General features: G+C 45.7%; 13 protein-coding genes and 1 riboswitch. Of the genes, 9 read left to right on the top strand and 4 right to left on the bottom strand.

Going from position 1 to position 16,562, the window contains the following annotated elements; all coding sequences use genetic code 11:
* Positions 1–3: 3 nt before the first annotated feature.
* From COP04_RS16840 to COP04_RS16830, 3 genes are all read right to left on the bottom strand, one after another.
* Complete coding sequence (locus COP04_RS16840) at positions 4–3,696, bottom strand: GH92 family glycosyl hydrolase (protein ID WP_100489079.1); 3,693 nt, start codon at positions 3,694–3,696, stop codon at positions 4–6.
* A 475-nt stretch (positions 3,697–4,171) separates the two neighbouring features.
* On the bottom strand, positions 4,172–4,993 hold the full coding sequence (proC, locus tag COP04_RS16835) for a pyrroline-5-carboxylate reductase (RefSeq protein WP_157800356.1): 822 nt from the start codon (positions 4,991–4,993) through the stop codon (positions 4,172–4,174).
* A gap of 125 nt (positions 4,994–5,118) precedes the next feature.
* Positions 5,119–6,597 (bottom strand): O-antigen ligase family protein, encoded by a 1,479-nt coding sequence (locus COP04_RS16830; protein WP_239984915.1) that lies wholly within the window; start codon positions 6,595–6,597, stop codon positions 5,119–5,121.
* Positions 6,598–6,880: 283 nt separating this feature from the next.
* Here COP04_RS16830 and COP04_RS16825 point away from each other — a divergent pair, with 283 nt between their 5' ends.
* The 5 genes from COP04_RS16825 (at position 6,881) to COP04_RS16805 (ending at position 10,873) form a co-directional block, all read left to right on the top strand.
* On the top strand, positions 6,881–7,867 hold the full coding sequence (locus COP04_RS16825) for a Gfo/Idh/MocA family protein (RefSeq protein WP_193437431.1): 987 nt from the start codon (positions 6,881–6,883) through the stop codon (positions 7,865–7,867).
* Positions 7,868–8,014: 147 nt separating this feature from the next.
* Positions 8,015–8,881 (top strand): DUF4097 family beta strand repeat-containing protein, encoded by an 867-nt coding sequence (locus COP04_RS16820; protein ID WP_100489076.1) that lies wholly within the window; start codon positions 8,015–8,017, stop codon positions 8,879–8,881.
* A 177-nt stretch (positions 8,882–9,058) separates the two neighbouring features.
* Positions 9,059–9,388 carry a PadR family transcriptional regulator gene (locus tag COP04_RS16815; RefSeq protein WP_100489075.1) on the top strand — a complete coding sequence of 110 codons (330 nt, stop codon included), beginning with the start codon at positions 9,059–9,061 and terminating at the stop codon, positions 9,386–9,388.
* Positions 9,375–9,926 carry an HAAS signaling domain-containing protein gene (locus tag COP04_RS16810; RefSeq protein WP_100489074.1) on the top strand — a complete coding sequence of 184 codons (552 nt, stop codon included), beginning with the start codon at positions 9,375–9,377 and terminating at the stop codon, positions 9,924–9,926. Before COP04_RS16815 ends, COP04_RS16810 begins: the two co-directional genes overlap by 14 nt.
* Before the next feature lie 2 nt (positions 9,927–9,928).
* Positions 9,929–10,873 carry a DUF4097 family beta strand repeat-containing protein gene (locus tag COP04_RS16805; protein ID WP_100489073.1) on the top strand — a complete coding sequence of 315 codons (945 nt, stop codon included), beginning with the start codon at positions 9,929–9,931 and terminating at the stop codon, positions 10,871–10,873.
* 506 nt (positions 10,874–11,379) lie between these two features.
* Here the strand turns inward: COP04_RS16805 and COP04_RS16795 are convergent.
* Positions 11,380–11,988, bottom strand: a complete 609-nt coding sequence (locus tag COP04_RS16795) for a TetR/AcrR family transcriptional regulator (protein WP_100489071.1) — start codon at positions 11,986–11,988, stop codon at positions 11,380–11,382.
* Between the two features lie 204 nt (positions 11,989–12,192).
* On the opposite strand from COP04_RS16795, the gene COP04_RS16790 reads away from it, so the two are divergent.
* From COP04_RS16790 to COP04_RS16775, 4 genes are all read left to right on the top strand, one after another.
* The gene (locus tag COP04_RS16790) at positions 12,193–13,662 is read left to right on the top strand and encodes an MDR family MFS transporter (RefSeq protein WP_100489070.1); all 1,470 of its coding nucleotides are present in this window, start codon (positions 12,193–12,195) and stop codon (positions 13,660–13,662) included.
* Positions 13,663–13,682: 20 nt separating this feature from the next.
* Positions 13,683–13,934, top strand: coding sequence for a hypothetical protein (locus tag COP04_RS16785; protein WP_100489069.1), 252 nt, complete (start codon positions 13,683–13,685; stop codon positions 13,932–13,934).
* A gap of 142 nt (positions 13,935–14,076) precedes the next feature.
* Entirely contained in the window at positions 14,077–15,648 is a 1,572-nt protein-coding gene (locus COP04_RS16780) for an FAD-dependent oxidoreductase (RefSeq protein WP_100489068.1), read from the top strand.
* A gap of 32 nt (positions 15,649–15,680) precedes the next feature.
* Positions 15,681–16,037 carry a DnaJ family domain-containing protein gene (locus COP04_RS16775; protein ID WP_193437487.1) on the top strand — a complete coding sequence of 119 codons (357 nt, stop codon included), beginning with the start codon at positions 15,681–15,683 and terminating at the stop codon, positions 16,035–16,037.
* A gap of 419 nt (positions 16,038–16,456) precedes the next feature.
* Positions 16,457–16,542, top strand: a riboswitch (cyclic di-GMP riboswitch).
* Positions 16,543–16,562 lie beyond the last annotated feature (20 nt).

Genomic DNA, 16,562 nt, shown 5'->3' with positions numbered 1-16,562 from the left:
CAATCATTCAGAGAGAAGATCAATCAGTGCATGTGCATCCGCTGATAGCTGCTCTCTGATATTACCTGGGGTAGAAGCGTCATAAGTGAAAGAATTGATCAGCTGTACGTAAGACTGTAGATAATAAATGGACGTTGAGATATTCCCCGTATTGAACGCGTTCTGTGCCTGATTCAGTGCATAAGACAGCGATGCCGTCTCCGTCTCCGAAAGCGTATTTTGCCCGAATTGATCAAGCAGTTTGCTTCGTATTGCGTTAAATCCGGAACCGATCCCAGTATATCCAAGCAGTTCAAACCCATTGAGAGCAAGCGGACCTGAATTACTTGTTTTCGTGATATCCAGGCGGTAATATTTGTAGGCTTTCGGATTTTTAATGACAAAGGGGCGGGTCATTGATCGCCACTTGAAAATTTCACCAGAACGGTGGTCAATGGTATCCCAGGTCTTTCCATCATTAGATGCAAAAAGCGTCCAGTCCTCCGGGTCGCTGTTCCGGACACTTGATGAGGAACTCAGTGTGTACATTTTGATACGGGCGTTCCCCGTTGTGAAATTTACATTCAGCGATGGGTACTCACTTGAGAAAATGGTCATTATTCCTTGCCCGTCATTGGCCAAATCGTCGGGCGATGTACCGTCACTGATCGACAATGTAGCTTCTTTAGCAGATCTGTCGATCAGGTTGACCAGCGGTTTGGGATAAAAAGATGAACCGTCAGTTGACGGTGGAGTCAGCGAATCAGGCAGGCTGTTAACCTTGCTGCCCCATGGTGAAGGCTTTGGCCCCATCTGAAACGACAGAGTCCCACCGCCTGCCAGCTGGTCCTGCGTCAGAGTCACTCCGGTTAGGCGTCGCCCATTGAATGTGACGCTTTGGATGTATCTGTTTTGATTGCTGACCCCAGGCGCCCGGATAACCAGATTATGCCCGCCTGCGAGATGGATGGTCATTTTGCTGAAATAGGGTGCACTAAGAACATAGTCAGCAGTTCCCTTCTGCAAGGGAAAGATTCCTGCCGAACCGAAAAAATAGAATCCCGACAGCATTGATCCCTGGTCACTGCCCAGAAAACCCTGCCCGATATCGCTGCCTGTATAGAAACGATTTAGAATGTTACGGACGGTATCCTGGGTTTTCCATGGTGCCGCGGCGAACAGATACATATAAGGAATGGAGGGGGCAGTAGGGCTGTCCAGTGTAAACATGCCAAGCTTCCCTGCCGCGGCCTGTCTGGCTTCCGGACTTGTTTTCAATGCCGATGCTGTCGGACCTGAAGCAAGAAACTGATTAATTTTTTTACCGAGTCCACCGCGTCCTCCATACAAATTAGCCAATCCCTGTCCATCCTGCGGTGCATCAAAAGAAAACCGCCAGCGGTTGGGAGCTGCCTGTGGATTAAAACGGTCAGGACCCGTTGTGCTGGAATTCTGTTCCCATTTTCCGCTCGCTGTCTTCTGATTAAAAAGGTCAGCTGAAGGATCAAAGGCATTTAAATAACTTTGTGAACGCTGAAGAAAATATGTACTTTCATCGCTATAATTTTCTCCCTTAGCACCTTGACCAGCCAGTTTGGACGCCAGATTGGCGAGCGAAAAATCTCTCAGGCTGTCCGCCAATATACTGTCCAGGCTACCGCCGCTTTCGGAGGAGCTCGAAGTTGTCTCCCCTTCTCCGTCGTCGGCAACGGTGGCATCTTGCAGCAATGTGCTGTACAGCTCGTCCGTATTGATACCCTGTGCCCCCCTGAGATAGGTATCGGCAAACGCTTCATCAGCATAAGGAATTTCTGAAGGGGCAATGCTTCCTCCGCCATTTTCTTCATTGGTGAGGAAGCCATTGACCATTTGTCCCGCTAAATTTGGATCAAGCAGACTATAAGCTGGCCAGACGGTTTGAGCGCTATAAGCAAAGTCGCTGTTTACATAAATCTTTCCTTGTTTAATCGAAGCGCCCGTACTGTCCTGCGTATTATCAGACTGGGGTGCCCCGCCGATCGCGGCGTAGCTGTAATCCGGTTTCTTATCTGTTCCGGTGTTTTCAAAACCGGCATTTGGATAGAGAAAGAGCCTGTAAAGATTGGAATAGAGGGTCGTTCTCTGCACCGGGCTTGCCCCTTGAACAGTGACTTTTGAAAGTTGCTTGTTCCATGCGTCCTTTGCCTCATTCATGACAGTCTCAAATGACGTTTTATCACTTATTTCCTGACTCAGGTTTTTTTGGGCCTGTTCAATGCTGATCAGAGAAGTTGCGATGCGCAGTGTAACAGTTTTTTGTTTGGATGTATCGAATTTATAAAAAGCAGTCACTTTATCCCGGCCTTCACCATAGAGCCGTCCGGAATCGGTTACGGCGCTGTCCGTATAGCCATAGAAAAAAAGCCGGCTGCTGTTTCCTGTTGTTCCATTCTGAACATCCGAGTAGCCTTCAATGGTGTTCTTCGACGGATTGAGCGTCAGACCGCCATTATTATCAATATTATCGAAAATCAAATTCCCCGAATTGCCCTTGAAAGTAAAACGGAGAATGGCTGAATGACTGAGCGCTGTCAATTCTGCCTTCATTCCATTATTGAAAGTCACGCTGTATTCATCTGGTTTTGCCGTCTCGTTTTTGTGGCTGAAGGCGAGTCCGCGGTTTAGCCGGTTCGCTGCCGGCGTACCGGCTAAATCTGAAGGCATAACCTGAAAAGACTGTCTGTCTCCGTTCTGGTCGTTTGGCGAATGGCTGAGCGAAAATGACTGGATCTCAGGCGAATTTTCCGGATCATTGTTTTCTCTGTACGGATAGGGGTGATTAGGCGAGCTGCTGTTCAGTGCCGGAGACCAGTAGGCAAAACCATTGGGCACACCAACTGCTGGAACGGTTTCGCCGCGGGGAAAGGAATTGTTTGAAGCCGTTCCCCTCAGAATGTTTACTTCGTCAACAGGGGTTGAGCCACTGATTGTTTTTGCCGAACTCCCGATTTCGATATCATCAATCGCGCCTTGAAAAGATATTCCGGTTTCAGGTGCGGAGTAAGCGATCAGAATGCGGGTAATCGTTTTGCCGGCGGCGACTTGACCGATATCTGACTGTTTGTGATTCCACTGATCGGGCATAAGTGTTCCGGAACTGCCTTGTGCGGATGGGGTCATTTGAATGCCGTCTTCATCCGTTGCCTTGCGGAGCTGATGGAGATAGGTACCATCGGAAAAAGCCAGATCGACAGAGATATAAGCAGAGGCATCCGCCAATTGATTTTTAGCATCTGAGATGGGTGCAACGAAATAGGAAAGCTGGGTATCTGAGCGTACCGGAATATGAACCTGGAACAACTTATTGAAGGCATAGCTGCCCTTTCTCCCGCTGACTTTACCGGAATAGGTCAGAACGTGACTGCCTGTCCAGCCTGCTTTGTCAGGAGAGGCGTATAAATGCGCAGGTCCTGTAGTGACTTCCGTTCGCATTGTGTTAATTTTTCTGCCACCGACTGCTGATGTAATACCTGAAGCCAGCACTTTACCACTATTTGATGTCTCAGCCGTATTTTTCCAGGACGGAACGGGATTTCCCTTCTCAAATGAAGTGAAAAAAGAGGAGGACGAAATGGCTTGTGCAGATGCCATACGGCTAAAAGATTCAGGAAGAGTCGGCAACGCCAGAATCAGGCAAAGAAAACCGACAAGCATTTTTGATAAGATCTTTGTCCGCATTGACGAGACACCTCTTCAAATCTTGATGTTTACAGGCATTGAAGCGCTCAGCCCGTTTTCCGTGACTTGGCGGTATTATCCGGCTTCTCTCCAAGAGTATCCTAAGTCAATTGCCACTAAAAAGTAAGTATTTAAATACCGGATATGCATAAAAAATGCTAAAAAAAAGCAAAAAAATATGCGAAGGAATGCCGGTGAGCACTCCATCGCAAACGAGTAAATGATGGTTTCCTAAATTAAGATCGGATATCTCAACTTAAGGTTAACTGCAACAGAAGGTGTGTTAAAACTTACTCATTTATCATAGCATTTTGCTGGAAGTGTTCAATGTTTGTGTTATAAAATCTGACATAATATTTTGTCAACCTGCATTCGAAAAAGTAAAAAAACAATAAATTGCCTGAAATCTAACATCGAAGCAACAAAACCTGAATAATCCAATGATAGCATCGAAAACCGTGACAACAATACAGCCTTATTTGGAAAACGGTTCACTCATCTCACCGGCCCTGATAATAGCCTGATGGACACACTCAGCAACAGCATCCCGGACTCTATGCCGATCTAGCGTATCAATTCCGGCTTGTGTTGTTCCACCGGGAGTCGCAACGGCTTTCAGAAGTTCTCCGGAGGTTTTACCGGACAGATTCAGCAATTGTGTGGCACCTTTAAGTGTCTGAAGTACGAGTTGGGCTGAAGCTTCGGATGAGATGCCTTCCCGGATGCCGGCCTCCTGCATGGCCTCGGCAAGATAATAGAGATAGGCCGGACCGCTCCCGGACAAACCGGCAATCACGTCGATATCGCTTTCCTTTACAACAGTTACAGTGCCAACAGTTTCAAATAAATGCACAGCTGTATGCAACAGTTTGTCAGAAACAAATTCGCCCGGCGCGAGACCAGTTGCCGACAAACCGATCGAAGCCGATGTATTGGGCATCACGCGGACAATTTGCAGCTTTTTTCCTGCCGCATGATTGATAAATGATGAAGGAACGCCAACCATCAGAGAAACAATCAACTGATCTTCCGCAAGAAAATCTTTAATGCTTTCCATGGCTTCGCTGGTGTTCCCAGGTCTAAAAGCAAGAATTACAGCTTCCGCCCCTTCGACCGCAAGTTTCTTATCCTTGGTCGTATGGACTTGATAAGTCTTTGCAAGGTAACTGAGCCGGTCATTGTTTGATTTATTATTCATCCAGACACGGTCGCTGGAAATAAAATTTTTTGCCAGAAATCCCTTCAGAAGTGACTCAGCCAGCTCGCCCGAACCGATGAAGGCTATTTTTTTCAACATGCTGTAATTCCCCCCAGTAAAATCGGCCATTCAGAAAAAGAAATTGTTAAAGTGGAGAAGACAATAAAAAAACATCGATTGCCTAATTCTACACACAATCTGTTTCTGATCCCGGTTGAAAAAATTTACGCTTTTCCGTCCGGTTTTTTCGGACTCTTTCTATTATACATTGTTAAGCTGCGGGGTATAAGTGCAATTTTCGATTCACGGTCCGTTTTTTTATCAAATAGGCGAAAATGGAGAGCGAGCGTACGAATCCACTCATTAACAGTGCCGGACTCTATTTTTTTCGAAATAGGGTGATCCGTTACTTCAGCTAATTCGCTGGCTTCAGAGAGGGAAACCGGATCGGCTATACCTGTCTCCTTGTTCGCCCTGCGACTCTCAGCCGTGGACCGGAAATAATGCAGCATCAGAAAGTGATGGCGGCCGGAACCTCTTTGCTGCTTTTGATCTCTGACCCAGAACGATACGAGGGCGATAACGACCAGCATAACTTGGGGCGAAGAAAGGGTAAAGTCCAGCAGACCGTACGCGATTATTGTCGGCAACGAGAAAAAAAACAATGTGGTCCGCAGATAACCTTTTTCTTTTTTCAGAGACCAGATCAGTGAAATGGATCCGGCAATGAGCAGCCACGTAAAGAAGATGCCGCATACTACTCCTGAAGAAGCAAAAACTGAGAGAAGAAGATTATGCGCGTGGGCAATGGTGTGCCCGGTCAACCGATGGTAAGCGTCCGGAAATCCGAGTGACGTTGTTCCAAACAGCGGATGATCGGTAAAAAGCTTAAAACTGTTTTTCCAAATATTCAAACGTTGCTGCATGGAAAAACCGGTGGAATCTGTTCTTGGCATTGCATTGAAAATAAACGGGGTACAGGCCACCGCTAAGATTGAAACTGAAATAAATATTTTTTTGTTCCAATTATATGTGAAGAGCAACAGGAGAAGAATCATGATCACAAACCCCGCGCGTGATCCCGTCTCATATATGGAGAACCCGAGGATCGGAAGCGCGACTAACTCTGCCGCTATTTTCTGCATGCTTCTAAGTTTAATCGATCTGAGCAGTTCGACCAGCAGCAGGGACAATGCAAGAATGAGCAGATAGCAGGCATAATTGGGGTTGTAAGCAGATCCGTACAGCCGGTTCTGCTTAGAGAAACCCATCAGCAGATGCCCGGTCATCAGGTTAACGTCTGGCGGAATAGTGATGAAGTGCGAAAGCACGTCATAAAACTGATTGGAGAAATAGAGGTAAACACCGCCCAGTATCGTAATCCATAAGTATTTTGCGAGACGCAGACGGCCCGGATTGTTCAGTAAATAGAGATAAATGCCATAATATCCGGCAAGCATAGCCGTAGACAACAAGTCAGTGACTTGACGGTTGGCAATTGCTGCACCGACTGAAGCAAGGGTCACGAGCATAAAGAGAATGCTGACAGGATCGGTAGACAGAACACTTCTTCTGCGAATAATTGCAACCCATTCTTTACATCCAAACCAAGCGAGCACCGCCATGCCAAGCGGCGGCAGAATAAAAAGCATTGCATAGCCAAATTCTACAGGCCGCTTTTTAATATTTATCAATAAGTTCATCTTTAACTGCCCTCCGAATAAAGAAACCGCTTTGATGATTTCAGTTCTATTATTCTACCACAGTGCGAACAAGACAGGATAAGTTGTGAGTAAATTTATATAATGTAACACTGTAAAAAATGCTTCACAAAAAGAGGAAGAAAAATTTACAATGACGCATTCTCAGTATCGCGGATGCCAGAACTTGTATAACAAACCCTCCAACATGGAAGGGTTTCCATAAATGCTTCGTTTGATTATAATTAAATAGGACCGTCTACACATTTGAAGGGAGCTGGACTGTATGAAACTGGCAACGATCGGGACAAGCAAAATCACGGATTCTTTTTTAGAAGCCGTAAAAGAAACAGGAAGAATGACTTATGAGGCCGCTTATTCAAGGGTTGAGGAGAAAGCAAAAAGTTTTTCTGAGCGGCACGGAGGAAAGCTATGGTTTACTTCAATCAGTGAACTGGCTCTGAGTAATGAAATTGATGTTGTCTATGTTGCCACCCCAAACGGTCTGCATTTTGAACAGGTCAAGGCACTGCTGGCAGGCGGCAAGCACGTCATTTGTGAAAAACCGATTTTTTCAACCATGAATGAGCTGAATCAGGCTTTTAGGCTTTCGGAGCAACATCATGTTTTTCTTTTTGAAGCAATTCGTAATATCCAAACTCCGATTTTCAAGAGGCTGAAAGAAGAGCTCCTAAGGGCAGGAAAAATCCGGTCGGCCGTTTTGCAGCTGATCCAGTATTCATCCCGCTATGATTTGTTTCTTCAGGGACATGTCACCAATATTTTTTCCCCCGAGTTTGCCGGCGGGGCGCTGGAGGATATCGGCGTATATCCGCTCTATGTTGCTGTCACCTTGTTTGGCGCCCCAGATGATGCGGCCTATTATCCGGTCAAACTGCCCAATGGCATCGACGGTAGCGGGACGCTAATATTACGGTATGATGGCTTCGTCTGCACTGTTTTATGCTCGAAGATTGCCCATTCTGATGCACCATCTGAAATTCATGGTGAAAAAGGAACTTTCAGCATCAATAATCCATCCAATATTTCCGGACTATACTGGACAGATGCCCATTCAAAAGAAAAAAAGCTTATCGCAGAAAATATTGCGGATAATGATATGATTTACGAAATTGCCCATTTTGCGGATGTGATTGAAAACCGGGATGTGGAGGAGTATCAGCGAATGAAAGAACTGAGTCGCGAAGTGCTCCGCGTAATGGAAAAAGCAAGAAAGCAGAATGGTATTCTTTTTCCAAATGACAGAGTGTAATCATGAGCTATGCTTATATCCGTTTCCAGGATGAAGTGTAATCAGACTGGAGACGGATTATCTTCCTAAATTTGTTCTTTATAATGGAAGCATCAGACAGAGATATATGCGGATTTTTCATGCAGTCTGAAAGAGGGCCGGGTGCAGATGAAAATTTATCAGAAGAAGGCATTGAATGCTGACGGGTTGCATGCAGTGGTTGTAACTGTTTCACCACTGGATGTCGAACTGGTTCAGACGGAGGATCAATTGCTGAAGGCTGAGATTCAAGGTGAGTGGACGGATGATCCGGTGGAAAAAATTGAACTGGATGTTCATGCTGAGGGCGATGCAGCGATCATACGCGCAAAGATGGACGAACATCGGCTGCTGTTCGGCATCATGGGGATAACGTGGAACCGGTGGGTGAAGGTTGTCGTCCATGTGCCGGCAAGGATTTATGAAAGGGTTGAGATAGGCGGGCAATCTGGAGATATCAGTGTACGCCGGATTATTGCGGAAACGCTGTCACTTTCCAGCAAATCTGGAGATATCATTGTCGAAGACTGTGAAGCGAAAAAAGAATTAATTGCTGCATCAACCAGCGGAGATATCAGAATTACCGGCCTGCTTGCAAAGGAAAAAGTTTCTGCGCGTGCGTCCAGCGGAGACGTTGTGCTGCGCAATCTGGCGTCTGATTTTTTGGATGCAGCTGCGCGTTCCGGCGATGTGACTGTTTCGGATTTTCGTGGAACGCTGGCAGCAGAGGTCAGTTCGGGCGATATTGAGCTGGAGAACGATCAGCTTACGGGAGATCTTAGGGCGTATGCCCAAAGCGGAGATGTCAGTATTTCTTTTCGCAAGGATCCTGAATCTTTTGCGATAAATTATCAGGGGTCATCAGGTGAGGGGAGTGTCCATATCGAAGGAATTCTCTATAAAGAAAAAAATGAGCATCGAATGCTTGGGCAGAAAGGCGACGGGCAATACATGATTGATGTCCACACAGGTTCGGGTGATTTTGTACTGAATTGAAAGAGGACGCATTCAAATATATATGTGTTTTTTTGTTAAACTACCTTGTATTAATCAGTACTGTGTATTATTCTTATCTAGAAAGCTTATGAAGCAATGTTTAGATGTTTCTTTACCACTATTGAACATTAATCAGTAATAGGCATTAATCATGTCAAAAACAAGGAAGTGATCGGCTTGAATGTGCAATTTAAAAAAGGCGTTCTTGAATTGTGCGTCCTTATTCTCATAGCCGATAAAGATCAGTATGGCTATGAGTTGGCCCAGAATATCTCAGATAAGATTGAGGTTGCGGAAGGGACGCTTTACCCACTGCTCAGAAGGCTGACAAAAGAAGGCTATTTGTCGACTTACCTTGGGGAATCAACAGAAGGGCCGCCCAGAAAGTATTACGCAATAACAGAGAAAGGCAAGTCTTACATGGAGAAGCTCATTTACGAATGGCGACAATTTTCCAGTGCGGTCGATCAATTTATTAAGGAAGGGGTGAAGCATGGTGACAAATGAATTTCTCGGGAAACTCAATCACTTGTTAAAAGAAATTCCGAAAAGGGACCGTCAGGATATACTTTCCGATTTTGAAGAGCATTTTACGATCGGCTTTAATGAAGGAAAAACGGAAGAGGAGATCATCCGGGAGCTGGGCGATCCGAAGACGATTGCAGCGGAGGCCCTGGTGGATTACCAGTCAACCCGGACGCTGAACCCGCAACCGGCTGTGAACATCACGCGCTGCATTCTTGCCGGCATCGGCATGTTCTTTTTCAACCTGATCGTTGTTCTGGGCCCGGTGGCAGCGATCTTTTCAATTTATGTCTCATTTTGCGCTGTATCATTCAGTTTTATCATCAGTCCGTTGCTATCGCTTGTCGTCTTAATGGAATCCAATTTCGTAGCGTTTCTCTTTGTATTCTTCTCATCTTTCATTCTTTGCGGACTGGGACTGTTGCTCGGCATTGCGATGATCTATACCGGAAAGATTCTGTGGCAGTTTCTGGTCGGCTACATTCGCTTTAATATCAGTGTCATTATGGGGAGGAAGTAATTTTGAAAAAAATATTATATGTGGCTTTAATCCTGATTCTGACCGGAATCATAGGAACCTTAATTATTTATCAGACCACAGATACTTTTCATTCAGCTGAAGTGCAGCCGCAGAAAAAAACAATGCTGATCGACGGGGTCAAGGATATTAAGATCGACACGTCCACTGTGGATGTTCAGGTCGAAAAAACAGATGGCCGGTCGTTGAGTGCAGAATTACAGGGCTGGGGAAATAAGCATGTGACACAGAGTATTAAACTGAACGTTAAGAAGGAGGGACAAATTTTGAACATTAATGTCGGAAGAAAAGGACCGTTTATCTCCTTTACATTCGGCAAGATGAAATTGGTTGTCAAGGTGCCGGATCAACTTTATGACTCGGTTCGCGCGCAGTCCGCATCCGGTGATCTTTCGGTTCGGTCGCTGAGTGCAAAACAACTGTCTTTGGCTGCGGATTCGGGAAACGTTGTCTCCGAAAACAATCAGGCGGCAGATCGTTTATCGCTGCAGACAACAAGCGGGGATATCACCTTGAAACATACTCAAATAAAGAACAACGCTGTCGTGAGTGCAAACAGCGGCGATGTCGTGATCGACGGCCTGACCGCTAAATCCTCACAGATTGAAACGACGGCCGGTGAAATCACTGTTCAGAACGCTACAGGCAATCTGGCGGCTCAAGCAGACTCAGGAGATATTCAGATTAAAAATGACAGCCTTGCCGGGAATATTTCCGCGGAAACAACGAGCGGCAACCTTAACATTGATTTTGCGAAGAAACCAGCCTCGTTTTCGCTTGATTACAGCGGCAGTTCCGGCATGGGGACCGTTCAGATCGACGGGCTGCTCTATGAAGAAAAGACAGAGCACACGCTGATCGGCAAAAAGGGCAGCGGCGCATATCAGATTAGAGCGCGGACAGATTCCGGGGACTTTAGTTTAAAATGAGTGAACTTTTTGAATCAGAGATTAATAAATGATCTAAGAGTTCCGCCGTGGACAATTAATGTATAAAGGGCAAGATCAATCGATGATATAGACATGCAGAGCAGTTCGTATCCGTACCTCTTAACGAACTGCTCTGTATTTATAAAGGAGATCATCAGTTGAGAAAACTCGACAATTCATTGCCGAGATGAATCAACGCCTTGGGTCTCCGTTCTAAGAAACCATTTGAATGGCCGAAAAGAGAACGTATGCTCTGTAATTAACAAAGAATTTCCTTGGTTAAAAGATGTAGAAAGTACCAGCCTTCAAGCAACCAATCATGATGTCATTGAAGGATACAAAAATTTCTTTAAAGAACGCAAAGGCTTTCCCAAGTTTAAGTCAAAGAAATCTTTAAAACAGCGCTATCAGTCGAAATGTGTCCATAAAAACATGATGCAGGCGGGGGGCAAATAACATCCAGTTGTCTAAATTAGGTCTCCTGTATTTTAAATCCGGACGCCCGATTAGAAAAACAGAGGTTCGAGGAAAGTCCTGTTGAAATTGTCCACAATCTCATCGGTTGTATATCCTTTTTCTTTCTTTAGAAAAATGTAGACTTTCGTGTTCATTGAAGCCATCAGCGTGTGCGCGGTAAAATCTGCGTTGACCGGTCGCGCCGCTTCCGCACTGATCGCTTCTTCAAGCAGTGAACGAATAACTGTGTGCATGAAAACATAGGGTGGTGCCTCATAAAAATTTGTCTTTGCATTTTCACACGTTGAAGTTGAAAAGGATTGAATCGTTTCAAATAAACGCGAATGCCTCTCCAGAAAATAAAGCTGCTTTTTAAACACAGCGAAAAGCCTTTCTTTTACGGGAATCGATCCCGCATTTTCCAAATATTGGCGCACACTGTCCTGAAGATCCTGAAAGTTCTCTTTCATCAGATCCATGCAGAGATCTCCCTTGTTGGCATAACGGCGATACATGGTTCCCTGCCCGACTTTCGCAGTCTTGGCAATTTGATGCATGCTGACATTCTCAACCCCGTATTTGGAAAACAACGATTCGGTTGTTTGTAAAATTGATGCGCTAATCTTGTCATCATCTCTCCGCAATGTACGATCAGACATGCTTTTTCTCCCTTTCAAATCCTATTTAAGAAAAGTGCTTTTTTCTGAGCAGAGTCAATCAGTTGACAGGCGGACAGCTGTCCGTTACTATTTTCAAGTAACGGACAATTGTCCGCAAATCTTTACTCTTATTTTAAAGCCTTGCTCGAATCAGGTCAATGCATGGGCAGCGATAAGATACGGAAAACAAATGGAGGGCTTAGAATGTCTTTAGAAACGACCGAAAAAGAGCAGGATCAGGTCACATCATTAAGAAAATTAATCGCACCGCTTTTGGCCATTATCGTGGGCATGTTTATGGTTATTCTGGATGGAACGGCGATGAATGTTGCCTTACCCGGCCTGGTCACTGATTTTCATAGCAAAATCTCTGTCGTCCAATGGGCGGTAACGGGGTACGCGCTGGCGCAGGCGGCTGTCATTCCTCTTGCCGGCTGGCTTTCCGATCGTTTTGGAGCAAAAAGGGTTTTTCTCTTTTCTGTAATGATGTTTACCATCGGATCCGGTTTGTGTGCACTGGCAGCAGGCATAGACCAACTCATCTTTTTCAGGATTATTCAGGGCCTGGGCGGCGGGATGGTCGCCCCTATTGCAATGGCCTTTACTTATCGACTGAGTCCGCCGGAAAAAGTAGGCGCCGTAATGGGAATGATCGGGATCCCGATGCTTCTCGCTCCGGCACTGGGGCCGGTTTTGTCCGGCTGGCTGGTCGATTATGCCAGCTGGCACTGGATTTTCCTGATCAATTTACCGATTGGGGTTATTGCCATTCTGGTGGGAATCCGTACGCTCCCGAATCTTGCACGTCAATCGGTTCCCGCATTGGATTTTCTCGGAATACTGCTTGCACCGATTGCTTTTGCCTCAATTACATATGGTGTAAGCGAAGGTGGAACCAGCTGGACTTCATTTAAGACGCTTGCCGGCTTGATTGTCGGCGCAGCAGCATTAATTCTTTTCGTCATTAATGAACTCCGGCAAAAAAAGCAGCCTCTTCTGGAACTTCGCGTCTTCCGTTCCGGTGATTTCACACGGGGGATTATTGTACAGTGGATCACGCAGATTGCACTGTTCGGAACGATGTTTCTTATTCCGCTTTTTCTTCAGCAGGGAAAGGGTTTCAGTGCATTTCATTCAGGATTAACGACACTGCCTCAGGCGATTGCTGCCGGCATTTTTATGCCTGTCGGAGGCAGATTATATGACCGGTTCGGCGCGAGACCCGTGGTAGCCACCGGTCTGGTGTTTGTCACCAGTTCGGCGTTCTTATTATCCGGAATTTCAGCTCAGGACGGAGCGGAGAAGCTCATTCTTCCACTGGCGCTGTTGGGTGCGGGTATGGGCCTGTCGATGATGCCATTAAATACACACATCATTCAATCGGCACCGCGAAATATTGTCAGCAGGGTGACATCGTTGACAAACTCTGCTCAGCAGGTCATGATGTCCTTTGCGGTGGCGGGTTTGTCGACGATTCTGTCTGATAGGCTCAAAGAACATATGCAGAATGGCAGCAAACCGCTTCAGGCCTTATCTTCTTCCTTCGGCGATACGTTTTTTGTGCTTATGGGTATTGCCATTATCGGGATGATTCTGAGCCTCCTGCTTAAGCGGCCCAAAAAAGTGAAAGAAACAGATGAAAAGACAAAAGTCCCAGTTATGGCTGGGCGTTAATTAAGCATGTGGCCTGTTTTTTGGAAAAAATGCTCACTTCCCAATTGGAAGCGGGCATTTTTAATTTTCATGATTCTTTGATAAATGGTGAGCTTTTCCAAAAAAAGCGCCCAGCGCTTCATGATTTAAGCGGAAATACTTTTTTATCTATAACAAATCCGGTTTTTCTGAACATTTCCAAACAATGGGAAACAGTAGCTGCCGTCAGCTTGGGATATTCGGCCAGCCTTCTTTTAGCTGTTTTTCCAGATCGCGGCTTTGCTTCTGCCTGACGGAAAGGCGCAGCTATAAATAACAATGAACACAAATCAATGAATCGCTGTACATACTGCGTTTTATGATTGGAGAAACTGAATATAGACGAATTTTGCAGCTATAAATCTTCAACAATGATGCAGAGAAGGGTTGATCTCTATGGGCGAGAATAGAAAGAATCATGTTTTTTCTGGTGAAACCTCATCTTTATGGCGTGATACAGTGCATTTGCCGGCCTTTAAGCCGCTGGAAACCGATATCGAGACAGAGGCAGTCATTGTCGGCGGAGGAATCACCGGAATCACGGCGGCATATCTTTTGGCCAGTGCGGGAATGAAAGTGGTGCTGATTGAAGCTTCACGGCTCGCAAGCGGGACAACGGGATTTACAACGGCAAAAATTACAGCGCAGCATGGGCTGATTTATAATGAATTGATTGCCCACTTCGGCCTTGAGAAAGCGCAGCTTTACTATCAGGCGAATCAGGAAGCGTTGGGCTGGATCAGACGGCTGATCAGAGAAAATGATGTGTCCTGTGATTTTGAAGAACAGCCGGCAATTGTTTATGCGGCAACGGATCAGGAAGCAAAGTCAGTCGAACAAGAAAAGGAAACTTATGACAGGCTTGGAATCCCGGGCCGCCTCATCTATACGCTGGATTTGCCGCTGCCGGTAAAAAATGCGCTGCTGCTGCCGGATCAGGCCCAATTCCATCCACTGATGTATCTTCACTATCTTGTAGCTGAACTTGTAAAGCTGGATGTTCCGATCTATGAAGAGACAATGGCAGTTGCTATAGAAAAGGGTGAGCCACCGGTTGTTCTTACAAAGCAGGGATATCGAATTCACTGCCGTGATGTACTGATCTGCTCCCATTTTCCTTTTTATGACAACCGGTTCTATTTTGCCAGAATGGTGCCGGAACGTTCCTATTTAATGGCGTGTGAGACGGACAGCGTAGTTCCCGAGGGTATGTACATTAGTGCGGGCGATCCCAAACGTTCGGTAAGAGGACTGTCCTTATCCGGTAAAATGATGGCTCTCATTGGCGGAGAAAACCATAAAACCGGCCGGGGTGAGGATACGGCTAGTCATTTTCAAAGACTCATCGGTTTTGCCAATGCGGTTCTTGGTGAAAATCACCGAATCAGCCAGTGGTCGGCCCAGGATTATACAACATTGGATAAAGTACCCTATATCGGGACGATAGCGATGAACCAGCCGCATCTCTATATTGCGGCGGGTTATCGGAAATGGGGAATGACCACTGGAACAATCGCGGCCGCGCTGCTAACTGATCAAATTCTTGAACGTGAAAATCCCTATGCCGATCTTTTCAGTCCATCACGATTTGAAGCCGATCCGATGATCAAAAACTTTTTTATCGAGAATAGCGAAATTGCCGGGAACCTGATCAAAGGTAAGCTGGGGAAAGGGCAAAAGTCAGTCGCCGATCTTGGAAACGATCAGGGTGCAATTATTTCTCTGAATGGCAAAAGGGCAGGCGCCTATAAGAATAAAAACGGAAAAATCATCATGGTGGATACAACTTGCCCGCATATGGGCTGCGAGGTAAACTGGAATCAAGGCGAGCGGACGTGGGATTGCCCATGCCACGGATCACGTTTCCGGGCAAATGGAGAAGTGATTGACGGCCCGGCCCGGGAACCACTGCAGCAATTATATTCAGAAGAAGAAAAACATAATGGCGAGCAGGAGACTTCCTTATAAGGAGGTGTTGTCAGTTGAGCATTATTGATATTATGGCAGAGGAAAAAATACAAGAAGGTCTGAAAGATGGTCTTTTTGACAATCTGCCCGGCAGCGGGAAACCACAGCAATTTGAAGATTTGACGGCTGTGCCCAAAGATTTGCGCGTGAGCTACAAAGTATTGAAGAATGCCGGCTATTTGCCTGAAGAGATCCAAATCCGCAAAGACATTGTGACACTGAATGACTTGATCCGCTGCTGCGATGATGACCATGAACTCGGCCGCCTGAACGCTCAGCTGAGAATCAAAAGATTGCGCTTCAACCAGCTGGCAGAAAAGCGTTCGATTCAAAAAACACGCGCATTCCGGAATTACCGTGATAAAATTTTTAACCATCTGCACATGTAGCCATTAAAAAAAGGTCCCTATTTGCACGTTTTTTTGAAAGCCCTCTGTTTTCTCATGGATTCTGTGGCCCCGTATTGCCGTATATGGGATCGGGTTTGCTGGCTTTTGAGATGTTTTCAATGGAGCAGTTTTTTGTTTGTGTGTCACAGAAATGTCCGTCCGGATAACCATCGCCGGCTGAGCAATCTTTACTTGTTGAAATCTGAGTGTGGCCGGCCCAGAACGGATTTGTTCAGCCGGAAGAGAAAAATTTTTTACTCAACATATAGTTGAATGAACCGATATAAATAGTGAAGGTGTTTTTGACAGACATCTGCATTGGAATAAAATAGCAGTATTCTTGATTTTTTCAAAATACTGGATTACAGTGGAACTATAATTCTAAAGAACAATATCATAAAACTTTAGGAAAATCTCTTTTTTCTAAAGGGCAAAACTGTTGAAAAACAGTGACGCAAAGTCACGGGTCTAAGGCGAATTTCGCTATGATGGCTGGGCCGCCGTATTTTTTCATTCACTTTGAGT

It is taken from the genome of Sporolactobacillus pectinivorans, assembly GCF_002802965.1.
Classification (GTDB): domain Bacteria; phylum Bacillota; class Bacilli; order Bacillales; family Sporolactobacillaceae; genus Sporolactobacillus; species Sporolactobacillus pectinivorans.
This window is presented reverse-complemented; position numbering and strand designations above follow the sequence as displayed.

What these genes read in the sequence shown, in the direction of transcription:
- COP04_RS16840 (WP_100489079.1), bottom strand. Translation starts at nt 3,696, where the DNA reads ATGCGGACAAAGATCTTATCAAAAATGCTTGTCGGTTTTCTTTGCCTG.
- proC (WP_157800356.1), bottom strand. Translation starts at nt 4,993, where the DNA reads ATGTTGAAAAAAATAGCCTTCATCGGTTCGGGCGAGCTGGCTGAGTCA.
- COP04_RS16830 (WP_239984915.1), bottom strand. Translation starts at nt 6,597, where the DNA reads ATGAACTTATTGATAAATATTAAAAAGCGGCCTGTAGAATTTGGCTAT.
- COP04_RS16825 (WP_193437431.1), top strand. Translation starts at nt 6,881, where the DNA reads ATGAAACTGGCAACGATCGGGACAAGCAAAATCACGGATTCTTTTTTA.
- COP04_RS16820 (WP_100489076.1), top strand. Translation starts at nt 8,015, where the DNA reads ATGAAAATTTATCAGAAGAAGGCATTGAATGCTGACGGGTTGCATGCA.
- COP04_RS16810 (WP_100489074.1), top strand. Translation starts at nt 9,375, where the DNA reads ATGGTGACAAATGAATTTCTCGGGAAACTCAATCACTTGTTAAAAGAA.
- COP04_RS16795 (WP_100489071.1), bottom strand. Translation starts at nt 11,988, where the DNA reads ATGTCTGATCGTACATTGCGGAGAGATGATGACAAGATTAGCGCATCA.
- COP04_RS16790 (WP_100489070.1), top strand. Translation starts at nt 12,193, where the DNA reads ATGTCTTTAGAAACGACCGAAAAAGAGCAGGATCAGGTCACATCATTA.
- COP04_RS16780 (WP_100489068.1), top strand. Translation starts at nt 14,077, where the DNA reads ATGGGCGAGAATAGAAAGAATCATGTTTTTTCTGGTGAAACCTCATCT.
- COP04_RS16775 (WP_193437487.1), top strand. Translation starts at nt 15,681, where the DNA reads ATGGCAGAGGAAAAAATACAAGAAGGTCTGAAAGATGGTCTTTTTGAC.